11 protein-coding genes are annotated in these 11,698 nt (G+C 62.1%); 2 read left to right on the top strand and 9 right to left on the bottom strand.

Features of this window, described 5'->3' with window-relative positions; genetic code table 11:
- The 3 genes from AB4Z19_RS08540 to folD form a co-directional block, all read right to left on the bottom strand.
- Positions 1 to 615 carry a glutaredoxin family protein gene (locus AB4Z19_RS08540; RefSeq protein WP_442027699.1) on the bottom strand — a complete coding sequence of 205 codons (615 nt, stop codon included), beginning with the start codon at positions 613 to 615 and terminating at the stop codon, positions 1 to 3.
- Positions 612 to 2,696 carry a M3 family metallopeptidase gene (locus AB4Z19_RS08545; protein ID WP_442034991.1) on the bottom strand — a complete coding sequence of 695 codons (2,085 nt, stop codon included), beginning with the start codon at positions 2,694 to 2,696 and terminating at the stop codon, positions 612 to 614. Before AB4Z19_RS08545 ends, AB4Z19_RS08540 begins: the two co-directional genes overlap by 4 nt.
- 65 nt (positions 2,697 to 2,761) lie before the next feature.
- Positions 2,762 to 3,607, bottom strand: a complete 846-nt coding sequence (gene folD, locus AB4Z19_RS08550; protein WP_442034992.1) for a bifunctional methylenetetrahydrofolate dehydrogenase/methenyltetrahydrofolate cyclohydrolase FolD — start codon at positions 3,605 to 3,607, stop codon at positions 2,762 to 2,764.
- A gap of 134 nt (positions 3,608 to 3,741) precedes the next feature.
- Here folD and AB4Z19_RS08555 point away from each other — a divergent pair, with 134 nt between their 5' ends.
- Positions 3,742 to 4,620, top strand: coding sequence for a hypothetical protein (locus tag AB4Z19_RS08555; RefSeq protein ID WP_442034994.1), 879 nt, complete (start codon positions 3,742 to 3,744; stop codon positions 4,618 to 4,620).
- A 139-nt stretch (positions 4,621 to 4,759) separates the two neighbouring features.
- On the top strand, positions 4,760 to 5,359 hold the full coding sequence (locus AB4Z19_RS08560) for a LysE family translocator (protein ID WP_442023327.1): 600 nt from the start codon (positions 4,760 to 4,762) through the stop codon (positions 5,357 to 5,359).
- 116 nt (positions 5,360 to 5,475) lie between these two features.
- Here AB4Z19_RS08560 and AB4Z19_RS08565 read toward each other — a convergent pair whose 3' ends face one another.
- From AB4Z19_RS08565 to AB4Z19_RS08590, 6 genes are read right to left on the bottom strand one after another with little or no spacing between them, the layout of a single operon-like run.
- Positions 5,476 to 6,426, bottom strand: a complete 951-nt coding sequence (locus tag AB4Z19_RS08565; RefSeq protein ID WP_442023325.1) for a LysR substrate-binding domain-containing protein — start codon at positions 6,424 to 6,426, stop codon at positions 5,476 to 5,478.
- Between the two features lie 16 nt (positions 6,427 to 6,442).
- A complete protein-coding gene (locus AB4Z19_RS08570) occupies positions 6,443 to 7,210 on the bottom strand; it encodes an SDR family oxidoreductase (RefSeq protein WP_442023323.1) in 768 nt (255 codons plus the stop codon).
- A gap of 3 nt (positions 7,211 to 7,213) precedes the next feature.
- Positions 7,214 to 8,197: an L-arabinose ABC transporter permease AraH gene (araH, locus tag AB4Z19_RS08575; RefSeq protein WP_442034996.1), complete on the bottom strand. Its 984-nt coding sequence runs from the start codon at positions 8,195 to 8,197 to the stop codon at positions 7,214 to 7,216.
- Between the two features lie 13 nt (positions 8,198 to 8,210).
- Entirely contained in the window at positions 8,211 to 9,710 is a 1,500-nt protein-coding gene (araG, locus tag AB4Z19_RS08580) for an L-arabinose ABC transporter ATP-binding protein AraG (RefSeq protein WP_442023319.1), read from the bottom strand.
- Positions 9,711 to 9,719: 9 nt separating this feature from the next.
- On the bottom strand, positions 9,720 to 10,709 hold the full coding sequence (locus tag AB4Z19_RS08585) for an arabinose ABC transporter substrate-binding protein (RefSeq protein ID WP_442023317.1): 990 nt from the start codon (positions 10,707 to 10,709) through the stop codon (positions 9,720 to 9,722).
- Positions 10,710 to 10,726: 17 nt separating this feature from the next.
- Positions 10,727 to 11,653 (bottom strand): SMP-30/gluconolactonase/LRE family protein, encoded by a 927-nt coding sequence (locus tag AB4Z19_RS08590; RefSeq protein WP_442023315.1) that lies wholly within the window; start codon positions 11,651 to 11,653, stop codon positions 10,727 to 10,729.
- Positions 11,654 to 11,698: the final 45 nt, after the last annotated feature.

Consider the following 11,698-nt stretch of genomic DNA (forward strand, 5'->3'; position numbering starts at 1 on the left):
TCAGAACTGGAAACCAGGTGGTGCGTTGGATTGTTGCTGGGCCTTGCGGCGAGCCTCTTCGGCCGCCGCTGCGCGCGCGGAGTCCTGCGCGACTTGCTCGGCGCTTGGGCCTTTCGGCGGCGCTGCGGCGACAGGCGGCGGATTCTGGTAACCCTGCGGCAGCGCCTTGATGGTCGGATAGCCGGCGTTGGACAGCAACTCGTCCCAGGCCGACGATTCGAAGCCAACCTGTTTGGTGCGGCCGACAGTCAGCAGCGGCAGCTGGCCATCGCTGCCGGCAGCCTTCAGCGCTGCCTGATCGTCGGCGGAGGTCACGGTTCGCTCGCGGAAAGGAATGCCGCGGTTGTTCAGCAGCGCGCGGCCTTGCTCGCAGCCCGCACAGTTGGCGGTCGTGTACAGCACCACGGGACGTGCGCGTACGGCGTCCGCCAGTTCGGGCGGCAGGTCGGGATTGCCGCCGGTGTTGAAACTCTTTACTTCGGCCTTTTTCGCGGACGCAGGAGGCGGCGTGTCCGTGTAATGGGTTACGCCCTTATCGTCCTTCCATTTGTACATCTGCGCCTGGGCCGCCGCAGCGGCACACAGCAGCACCAGCAGGGCGGCGCGGCGCATCATGCGGCCATCCCGCTGTGACGCAGCAGCGCGTCGATGGTCGGCTCGCGGCCGCGGAAAGCCGTGAATGATTCCAGTGCAGGGCGCGAACCGCCAACGGCCAGAATCTCCTGCTGGAAGCGCTTGCCCGTTTCGGTCGACATCTTGCCGCCATCCAGCGCAGCCGCTTCTTCAAAGGCCGCGTAGGCGTCGGCCGACAGCACCTCGGCCCATTTGTAGCTGTAGTAGCCCGCCGCATAACCACCGGCGAAGATGTGGCCGAAGGAATTCTGGAAGCGGTTGAAGGCCGGCGGAACAATCACGGAGAACTTGCGGCGTACTTCGTCGATCACATCCTGCACCGACTTGCCGTTCTCCGGCTTGTAGTCGTAATGCAGATGCATGTCCAGCAGGGAGAACTCCACCTGTCGCAAGGTCTGCAGGCCGGACTGGAAGTTTTTCGCAGCCAGCATCTTGTCGTACAGCGCGCGCGGCAGCGGTTGCTGGGTGTGGACGTGGGCCGTCATGTGGCTCAGCACATCCCACTCCCAGCAGAAGTTTTCCATGAACTGCGATGGCAGCTCCACAGCATCCCATTCCACGCCGGAGATGCCGGACACCGCCAGCTCTTCCACCTTCGTCAGCATGTGATGCAGGCCGTGGCCGAATTCGTGGAACAGCGTGATCACTTCATCGTGCGTGAACAGCGATGGCTGCAGCTTGCCGTCGATAAGGGCTGGCTCGGTGAAGTTGCAGGTGAGGTAGGCGACCGGCGTTTGCAGCGCGCCTTCCTTCATGCGGCGGCCGCGCGCATCGTCCATCCATGCGCCACCGGACTTGCCGGCGCGGGCGTAGAGGTCCAGATAGAACTGTCCAATCAGCTTGCCATCACGCTCGATGCGGTAGAAGCGCACATCCTTGTGCCATGCGGGCGCCTGGTCCTGCACGATCGACACGCTGAACAGATTCTGCACCAGCTTGAACAGGCCGTCGATCACCTTATGTTCAGGGAAGTATTGCTTCACTTCCTGGGCCGAGAAGGCGTATTGGTGCTGCTGCAGCTTTTCGGAGGCGTATGGCAGATCCCATGCCTGCAGATCATTGATGCCCAGTTCTTTCGATGCGAATTGCTGCAGCTCTTTCAAATCCTTTTCCGCGAAGGGGCGGGCGCGCCTGGCCAGGTCTTCCAGGAAGGAGATCACCTGTTCAGGGCTTTGCGCCATCTTCGGCACCAGCGACACTTCGGCAAAATTCTTATAGCCCAGCAGGGAAGCTTCCTCTTCGCGCAGCTTCAGCAGGCTGACGATGTTCTGGGTGTTGTCCCACTTATCGCGCTCGCTGAACATTTCACCCAGGCCGGAAGCCTTGGTGGCATTGGCGCGGTAGACCTTTTCGCGCAGTTCGCGCTGATCGGCGAATTGCAGGATCGGGTAGTAGGATGGGAAGTGCAGGGTGAACATGAAGCCCTGTTTGCCTTCCTTGTCGGCCAGCGCTTTGGCGGCGGCCTTGACGTCGTCCGGCAGACCGGCCAGTTCGGCTTCGTCCGCGATCACCATCTTCCAGTCGTTGGTCGCATCCAGCACGTTCTCGCTGAAGCGGGTGGAGGTGGCGGCATGCTCTTCCTGGATGTCGGCGAAGCGTTCTTTCTTGTCCGCCGGGAGCTCGGCGCCGCCCATGCGGAAGTCGCGGATCGCATTGTCCACGATGCGCTTGCGCGCCGGGGACAGGGTGTTGAATTCCGTGCTGGCGCGCAGGGCCTTGTATTTGGCGAACAGGTTCTCGTTCTGGGCCAGGGCGGTCCAGAACTCGGTCACTTTCGGCAGGTTTTCGTTGTAGGTGGCGCGCAGCTCGGGCGTATCCACCACGTTGTTGAGATGACTGACAATGCCCCAGGCGCGGCCCAGCAGCTCGGTGGCATTCTCCAGCGGCGTCACGAAGTTATCCCAGGTGACGCTGTCGCCCGGCTTTTCCAGCGTGGCCACAGCCTCGCGGTTTTTTGCCAGCAGATGCTCGACGGCGGGAGTAACGTGTTCCGGCTTGATCGCATCGAAGCGCGGCAGGCCGGAAAAGTCCAGCAGCGGATTGTCCAGGGTAGTGTCAGTCATTTTCTCTCCATTCTTCAGACCCTCAATTCGGGTCAGACCCTTGGGTCTGACCCCGGTGTCAGGGTTTAAACGCGCTCCGCCGACTCGATGGTGTTCATCAGCAGCATGGTGATGGTCATCGGACCAACGCCGCCGGGAACCGGGGTGATATGCGATGCCACTTCCTTGATACCGTTGAAGTCCACGTCACCGCACAGCTTACCGTTATCGTCGCGGTTCATGCCGACATCGATCACGATGGCGCCCGGCTTGACCATATCGGCGGTCAGCGTATTGCGGCGGCCCACGGCGGCCACGACCACGTCGGCCTTGCGGGTGTGGTAGCCCAGGTCCGGGGTCGCACTATGGCAGATGGTGACGGTGGCATTCGCTTGCAAGAGCAGCAGGCCCATAGGCTTGCCCACGGTGTTCGAGCGGCCGATCACCACGGCGTGCTTGCCCTTCAGATTGATGCCGGTCGATTCGATCAGCTTCATGCAGCCGTATGGCGTGCAAGGACGGAAGCCTTCCAGGCCGGTCATCAGTTCGCCCGCGCTCAGCACGGAGTAGCCATCTACGTCTTTCGAAGTAGAGATGGCTTCGATCACCTTGTGCGGATTGATGTGCTTGGGCAGCGGCATCTGCACCAGGATGCCGTGGATGGTTGGGTCTTCGTTCAGGGCCGCGATGCGGTCCAGCAGCGCCTGTTCGGTCAGGTCTGCATCGTACTTCTCGAGCAGGGAATGGATGCCGACGTCGCCGCAGGCTTTCACCTTGTTGCGCACGTAGACGTGGCTGGCCGGGTCTTCGCCGACCAGGATCACGGCCAGGCCAGGCTGTTTGCCTTTGGCGGTGAGGGCAGCGGCGCGGGTAGCGATTTCGGCGCGCAGTTTTTGGGAGAGGGCGATTCCGTCGATCAGTTGTGCAGACATGATTTTGGTGGGTGGGATGTAAAACCGCCATTATAAAGCCGTCGCCCCCTCGGCGCGCCTGCGCTAAGATGTGTTCGGACATAACCAATACTAGGTTGCATTTTTAGCATCGGACCTCAATGCGGCGATCTTTGATGCTTTGCCTGGCTCTTTTGGCCGGGCCGGCGATGGCGATGGACGTGGTCATCTTCGACCGTCCCACCTCGCCGAACGACTTCCGGCGCGAATATGCACAGGCTCTATTGCGTACCGTCCTGAAACGCACTGAAGCCGAGTATGGCCCCTGGCGGCTGGAACTGGCCCCGGCCCACATGGAGCGGCGGCGCCTGTTTGCCGCGCTGCGGGAGGGCAAAATCATCAATGTCACGGCTTATCCCGTCAATGCGGAATGGGCCAGCACCCTCAAGATGGTGCCGGTGCCGATCGATATGGGCGTGCAGTCCTGGCGTATTGCCTTGATCGACAAGCGCAATCAGGCCCGGCTGCGCACCCTGAACGCGGCGCAGCTGAAGCAGATGCGGGCCGGTTCGGGCTCGGCCTGGGTCACGCTGACGTCGTTGCAGGATAACGGCTTCACCGTGGTCACCGGCGGCAATTACGATGGGCTGTTCGATATGCTGATGGCGGGACGCTTCGATTATTTCCCGCGCGGGGTCAATGAAATCTTCCGCGAGCTGGATACTCGGCGGCGCGACTATCCCAACCTGGCCGTGGAGGACAGCTTTCTGCTGCATGATCAGATCCCGTCCATGTTCATGGTGTCGCCGCACGCGCCGCACTTGCACGCGCGCCTGGCGGCGGGCATGGAGGCCATGGTGAGGGATGGCTCGCTTGAAAAGCTGGTGCTGCGCTTTCACGGCGCGGATCTCCAGCGCGCCTCGCTGTGCGGACGCAAACGGATCGAGCTGCCCAACCGGGAACTTGACCCGGCGCTGTACGAGCGCAAGGCGTTGTGGCTCGATCCTTTTGATCCGCGCCTCGGCTTTTGCCCTGTGTCGTCCTCCGGCCGCTGAGCTGCCAACTTTCCGGCGCATCGGTGTACCGGTCCGGCGGCCAGTACGGTTCTGGCGGAAGAATGGAAAAGTGTGCAGGGACTGTATTGGTTTGTCGGGATAGAGTATTGATAACAATACCTGTCCTGAGAGTCCTGCCATGTCTTCCGATCAGCTGCTTGCGTTTTGCGCTTTTGCGGTCATTACGACCATCACACCCGGACCGAATAATATGATGATGCTCGCGTCCGGACTGAATTTTGGGTTTGCGCGTTCGGTGCCGCATTTGATTGGCATCTGCTGCGGCGTGGCCATCATGGTGCTGGCCGTGGGGATGGGGCTCCATGTGGTGTTCGAGACTGTGCCGGTGTTACAGGTCGTGCTGAAGTATCTGGGCGCGGCATATCTGGCCTGGCTGGCATGGAAGCTGGCCAATGCGAAGCCGATGGGTGAGGGCAGCAAGGCAGTCGCGAAGCCGATGGGCTTTGTGGGCGCGGCGGCTTTCCAGTGGCTGAATCCAAAAGCGTGGATGATGGTCGTGAGCGCGGTCACGAACTATCTGCCGCACGGCTTCCATTTGCGCGATGTGCTGATCATTGCCGCGATCTTCATCGTGATCGGCTTGCCCTGCGTCGGCGCTTGGGCATCGTTCGGAGCCAATATGCAGCGCGTGCTGCGCGATCCGAAGTCGGTGCGCATCTTCAACCTGACGATGGCAGCGCTGCTGCTTGCCTCGCTTTATCCGGTGCTGGTGGAATAAAAAAACCGGCCCCGAAGGCCGGTCAAAACGCACCACTTATTCATGGAGATCGTACCCGTTACGGCGATGCCGATCCAATTACTAATTTGCGTTTTGCTATGCCGAATGGTGATAGCTCAGGCGGAGTGGGGCAGCTTTGCGGCGACTTCGCGCAGGGTGTCCAGCATGGCCTGGGCGCCCGGGGCAAGGCGGTGCTGGCGGCGCGTGATGATGCCGTAGACATCCATGCGCAAGCCCAGATCGAATGGCAGGACGGCGAGCTCGCCGAATTTGATATAAGGCTCGACCACCTGCTGCGGCAGTGGAACGATCATGTCGCTGCGGGCCAGCAGGCTGGTAATGACGGGCAGTGAGGCCGTTTCCACGGTTTCTGCCGGCTGGTCCAGGCCCTGCGAGAGGAACATCGAAGTAAGTCGGTCGCGCAGAATGCTGCCGCTGGGCGGCATGATCCACGACGCATGCGCCAGATCTTCCAGCGTCAGGTCCTTGCGGTCCGCCAGCGGATGGCCGCTGCGCGCAATCAGGTGATGCGGTTCATCGGTCAGCGGCTCGAAATTCAGTTCGTTGGCCGAATCGCTGTCGAGCACGCGGCCGATCATCATATCCAGCTCCCCGGCGCGAAGGCGCTGCAGCAGGATCTTGCTGGTATCGACGCTGATGGCCACGTGCAGGCGCGAGTGGCGCGATTTCAGCAAGGTCACGGCTTCCGGCAGCAGGCTGGTGGAAGGCGCCATCACAGCGCCGATCGATACGCGGCCCGACAGGCCAGCCAGCAACTCCATCACTTCCTGGTGCGCGGCGTCCATCTCCGCCAAAGCGGCGCCCGCGCGGCGGATCATCACTTCACCGTACCAGGTTGGCACGATGCCGCGTGCACGGCGTTCGAACAGCTGCACGCCCAGCGCGTATTCAAGTTCGGATAAAAGCTTGGAGGCGGCCGGCTGCGTAAGATTGGCCGCTTCGGCCGCATGAAGAATGGAACCGTGCCTTCCGAGTTCCACCAGCAGGACCATGTGACGGGTCTTCAGGTGGGTGCGAACAAAGCGGTCGGAATTGGCAAGGCTCATGGTTCTCCAGTTCTCGTCAGTCGTGATAGATCTGCGAGCGTCCGCCGTCGATCAGGATATCGGTGGCATTGATAAAGCGCGCCTCGTCGCTCGCAAGGAAGAGTGCAGTATAAGCGACTTCCCTCGGCTCGCCGATTCGGCGGCACGGCAGGATTTCGGTCTGGCGCGCGCGGTCCGCTTCACTTAGTCCCGCCAGCCAGTCCGCTACGCGCTCGGACATGATCAGGCCCGGTGAAATGGAGTTCACGCGGATGCCGCGTGCCGCATATTCGATGCCCAGCGATTTCGTCAGCCCGTTCAGCGCATGCTTGGCGACCGGGTAGGGGAAGCAGCCCGGAATGATCTTGCTGCCGTGGACCGAGGAGATGTTCACGATATTGCCGCGGCCCTGAGTCAGCATGCCCGGCAACACGGCGCGAATCGCATTCCAGGCGCCTTCCAGGTCGATGGACAGGCAGCGGCGCCACTGTTCCGGCGTCATTTGCAGCGGGTCCGCAAAAACGTCCACGCCCGCATTATTGATCAGGATATCGACGCGGCCGAAGCGCTCGATTGCCTTGTCGGCCAGCGCCTGCATGGCGAGGGGATCGGCCACGTCGGCTTGCACGAACAAGGCATTCTCTTCGCCCAGTTCGGCCACAATGGCTTCGGCGTGCTGGTCGTAAGCGTGGCTGTTGACCACAACGCGGGCGCCTTCTTCAACGAAGAGGCGGGCGATGGCCGCGCCGATGCCCTGCGAAGATCCGGTTACGATGGCTACTTTGCCTTTAAGTCGGTCAGTCATGGATTAGTGTCGCGCGCCGCGCGTTTTCAGTTGGTCAAACAGCACGGCAGCCAGCAGGATCAGGCCGCGCATCAGATATTGGTAGAACGCGTCCACGTCCAGCAGATTCATCACGTTTTCCAGCGTACCCATGATCAGCACGCCGACCAGTACACCGAAGATGCGCGCCTTGCCGCCCTGGAGCGATACGCCGCCCAGCACGCAAGCCGAAATCACGTCCAGCTCGAAGCCTTGCGCCGCATTCGGCTGGCCGGAGGTGATGCGCGAGGACAGGATCAGGCCCGCTAGCGCAGTCACCACGCCTTGAATCAGGAAGATCCACACACGCAGACGCTCCACGTTCACACCGGCCAGGCGCGCCGCTTCCGGATTGCCGCCGATGGCCAGCGTGTTGCGGCCGAAGATGGTGTGATTCAGCAGCACGCCAAACATGATGAAGCACAGGGCGGTGACCAGCACCGGCAGCGGCATGCCGAACCAGCGTGTGTCGCCGAAGCTGATGAAGGTTTCGTTGGCGATGCCGACCGCCTGGCCTTTGGAGACGATGAAAGCCAGCCCGCGCACCATCAGCATGGTGGCCAGTGTGGCGATCAGCGCATTCACGCGCAGGTAGGCGATCAGTACGCCATTGCCCGCGCCGATCAGCGCACCGGCCAGCATGCCGCCGCCGACGGCCAGGAAAATGCTGCCGGTCGCTTCCAGAATCATGGCGCCCAGCACGCCGGCAAAGGCGATGGTGGAGCCGACCGACAGGTCAAAATCGCGCGAGGCCAGGCACATCATCATGGTGCAGGCCACCATGCCGATCTGCGCCACGGACAGCATCAGGCCGACGATGTTCGCCAGCGAGAGGAAATTCTCCACCGTGAACGCCAGCACCACGCACAGGATGGCGTACGCGATCGGCATGCTGTAATCGGCCAGCCATTTGCGCCGGTTGTTGGCAGGCGCGCTGGCCGCGCCGGTAGTTGAAGCGATGGACATCATGTAAAGCTCCTAATCAGGTCTGGTCTGGCAGCGCCAGGCGCAGGACAGCGGTTTCGTTGGCTTCGGCGCGCGGCAGTTCGCCGCTGATCCGGCCATCGCGCATGACCATCACGCGGTCGGCCACGCCGAGCACTTCGGGCAGGTCGCTGGAAATCACGATCACGCAGCAGCCTCGCTCCGCCACTTCGTAAATGATGCGGTAGATCTCGTTCTTGGCGCCGACGTCGATGCCGCGCGTGGGTTCGTCGAGGATCAGTACTTTCAGATCCGGCTCCGCCAGCCAGCGCGCCAGAATTGCCTTCTGCTGGTTGCCGCCACTGAGCAGGCGGATTTCCTGGTCACGGTGCGGCGTCTTGATGCGAAGGCGCTTGATGAAGTCATCGGCCAGCGCGGCTTCCTGCCGATGGCGCAGGAAGATGCCGCCTTTCAGGTTGGTACGGCGCACGCTGATATTGATGTTTTCCGACACCGAGGCTTCGGCCAGAATGCCTTGTTCCTTGCGGTCTTCCGGGCAGAGCACGATGCCGGCGGCAATCGCCGCGGCAGGTCCGCCGCGGCGCAGTTCCGTGCCATCCAGCTGGATCGAGGAGCCGTGCTGGCGATGATCGGCGCCGTAAAGCAGACGCATAAGCTCCGTGCGGCCCGCGCCGACCAGGCCAAAGAATCCCACGATCTCGCCGCGCCGTACGGAAAAGTCGTGGTGGCCTTGCAGGGTACGTCCGCCAAGGCCGCGTACGACGAGGCGTTCTTCGCCATGCTCGCGTGGACGGTAATCGTAGATGTCTTTCAACTCGCGTCCCACCATATTGGCGATCAGCGTTTCGCGCGGCACTTCCGCCATGACGGGATGCGTCACGATCTTGCGGCCATCGCGGAAGATGGTGCAGGCATCGCACAGCTCATACAGTTCTTCCAGACGGTGCGAAATGTAGATCATGGTGCGGCCAGCAGCGCGCAGCTCTTTGATCAGGCGGAACAGCACTTCGCTTTCGCGTGCCGACAGGCTGCTGGTCGGCTCGTCGAAGGCGATCACCTGCGCGTCCTGCATCAGGGCTTTGCAGATTTCGACCATCTGGCGCTGGGCGATCGACAGGTCGATCAGCTTCGCATCGGGATCGAGATCCACGCCCATTGCCGCCAGGCGGCCCGTCACCATCTTGTGTGCTTCGGCTTTGCGCACCAGGCCGAAACGCTGCGGCAGGCGGCCCAGCAGGATGTTTTCGGCGACCGTCAATTCAGGAACGTATTGCAGTTCCTGGTGAATCACGGCGATGCCCGCGTGGATGGCATCGGCAGCGGAATGGAAATGGCATTCGCGGCCATCCAGCAGCAGGCGGCCGCCATCCGGACGGTACTGGCCGCCGAGGATCTTGAGCAGGGTCGATTTCCCCGCGCCGTTCTCGCCCAGCAGGCCGTGCACGGCGCCCGCGTGGGCCTCGAAGCTGACGCCATCGAGCGCGCGCACGCCGGGAAATTGCTTCGACACCTGGTCGAATTGCAGAGAGCCTGACATTTCAGGGCCTTACAGTCCGAACTCGGTGCGCACCGCGGCCTGGTTGGCGCGGGTCATCAGCTGGCCGGTGGTCAGCACCTGCGCAGGCGGCTGCTTGTTGGCGACGATCCAGTCATACATATTCGCCGAGGTTTCGTAGCCGTGGCGTTTTGGGCTGATCAGCACCGTGCCGTAGAAGCCGGTCTGACCCGGCTTGGCAAATTCGTTCAGTGCCGCCTTGCTGCCGCCAATGCCTACGGCGACCATATTGTCGGCCTTGAAGCCGCGGCCTTCGCCGGCGCGGGTCGCGCCCAGCGCAGCTTCGTCGTTCAGGCCAAAGGCGACCCAGTGTTTGAACCTGGCGTTCTTGGTCAGCGCGATATTGGCGGCGTTGAAGGCGTTTTCGGTGTCGGTCTTGGCTTGTGGTGCATCGATGATGTTTGCGGCCGGGATGCCGGCGGCCTTCAGCGCATCGGCGGCGCCCATGGTACGGTCTTTGGCGGTTGGCAGCTGGTCGTAGGCGATGCGCAGCGCGCCCACTTCCTGCGGTTTCCAGCCGCGCTTCTTGATTTCTTCCGCCAGCGCCTTGCCGACTTGCTGGCCGATGTCGTAGCCGGAAATGCCCATATGCGGGATGGTCGGAATCGGCTTGCCTGCACCATCCACCAGCTGGTCATCGACCGAAATCACTTTGAGGTTGTTGCGCTTCGCAGCGCGGGCGATGGCGGTGCCCAGTTTCACATCCGGTGCGCAGATCACGAAGCCCTGTACTTTTTGCGCGGCCAGGTTATCGATGGCGGCCAGTGTCTTCTCACCATTCGGTACACCGATCTTCACCAGCGTGAAACCCTTGTCCTTTGCGGCTTGTTCGGCAAAACGCCATTCGTCCTGGAACCACGGCTCTTCCGCCTGTTTGACGAGGAAGCCGATCTTCACGGGTTCGGCGGCGTGGGCGAATCCCAAGGTACAGGCAATGGCTGCTGCGGCCAGCAGGTGGCGGCGGGTGATCAGTGTTTTCATGGTGTCTCTTATATGTTTTAGTGAGCGGTGTCGTCGAACAGGGCGTCCACAATACCCAGCGGTGCTTCGAGCTGGATGGTGAACAGGCTGCCCGCAAGTGGCATATCTTCGAGCTCTTCGCGGCTCATTTCTACACGTGCCGAAGTCACCATCAGCTGGTCCAGATTCGGTCCGCCGAAAGCAGGGCAGGTGGTGTTCTTGGCCGGGACGGAGAAGCTGCGCATCAGCGTGCCGTCCGGTGCATATTGCACGACGCGGCCCGCGCCCCACTGCGCGTTCCACAGGCAGCCGTTGCGGTCGATGGTGGAACCGTCCGGCCAGGCATCGGCCAGGTCGACTTCGACGAACAGCCGCACATTGGAGACGCTGGCCGATATTGCGTCGTAGTCGCACTGCATGATGCGGCGCGTGGTGGTGTCGGTGAAGTACATGGTCTTGCCATCGACGCTAAAGCAGATGCTGTTGGCGATGGCCACGGCGGGCAGCGCGAGGCGACGCAGTCCGCGCTTCATGGAGAACTGGTAGAAGCTGCCGATAGGGCGCTTCTCGGCCGCTTCGTTCAGGGTGCCGAAGACGTAGTTGCCGCTGCGGTCCGTGCGGCCGTCGTTGATGCGGGTGCGCGATTCGAGCGCATCGACCGGCACCACGGGCTTCACGGGATGCAGTTGCGGGCCGTTGTTGTCGATGCCGTTTGGTGCGCCGGCGAAGCAAAGCTGTTTGGCGAGGCCCAGCAGCAGCTTGCCCGATTTGCAGATGACCATGGAGCCGGTGCGGTCAGGCACACGATAGGCCGTGGCGCTGGCGCTGCCCGGCGTCCAGGCGTGCACCGTGGCGGATTCAATGTCGGTCCACAGCCAGCGGCCCGCGCGTTCGTCCCACAGCAGGCCTTCGCCCAGTTGCGCGCGCTGCTCGATGGCCAGCATCATCGACTGCTGCTTTTCCACTTGTGTCTCCATTATTGGTTTTTAATCAGCTTACAGAAAAGTGAC

The organism is Pseudoduganella sp. RAF19 (assembly GCF_052114165.1).
GTDB lineage: Bacteria > Pseudomonadota > Gammaproteobacteria > Burkholderiales > Burkholderiaceae_D > Rugamonas.

What these genes read in the sequence shown, in the direction of transcription:
- AB4Z19_RS08540 (WP_442027699.1), bottom strand. Translation starts at nt 615, where the DNA reads ATGATGCGCCGCGCCGCCCTGCTGGTGCTGCTGTGTGCCGCTGCGGCG.
- AB4Z19_RS08545 (WP_442034991.1), bottom strand. Translation starts at nt 2,696, where the DNA reads ATGACTGACACTACCCTGGACAATCCGCTGCTGGACTTTTCCGGCCTG.
- folD (WP_442034992.1), bottom strand. Translation starts at nt 3,607, where the DNA reads ATGTCTGCACAACTGATCGACGGAATCGCCCTCTCCCAAAAACTGCGC.
- AB4Z19_RS08555 (WP_442034994.1), top strand. Translation starts at nt 3,742, where the DNA reads ATGCTTTGCCTGGCTCTTTTGGCCGGGCCGGCGATGGCGATGGACGTG.
- AB4Z19_RS08560 (WP_442023327.1), top strand. Translation starts at nt 4,760, where the DNA reads ATGTCTTCCGATCAGCTGCTTGCGTTTTGCGCTTTTGCGGTCATTACG.
- AB4Z19_RS08565 (WP_442023325.1), bottom strand. Translation starts at nt 6,426, where the DNA reads ATGAGCCTTGCCAATTCCGACCGCTTTGTTCGCACCCACCTGAAGACC.
- AB4Z19_RS08570 (WP_442023323.1), bottom strand. Translation starts at nt 7,210, where the DNA reads ATGACTGACCGACTTAAAGGCAAAGTAGCCATCGTAACCGGATCTTCG.
- araH (WP_442034996.1), bottom strand. Translation starts at nt 8,197, where the DNA reads ATGATGTCCATCGCTTCAACTACCGGCGCGGCCAGCGCGCCTGCCAAC.
- araG (WP_442023319.1), bottom strand. Translation starts at nt 9,710, where the DNA reads ATGTCAGGCTCTCTGCAATTCGACCAGGTGTCGAAGCAATTTCCCGGC.
- AB4Z19_RS08585 (WP_442023317.1), bottom strand. Translation starts at nt 10,709, where the DNA reads ATGAAAACACTGATCACCCGCCGCCACCTGCTGGCCGCAGCAGCCATT.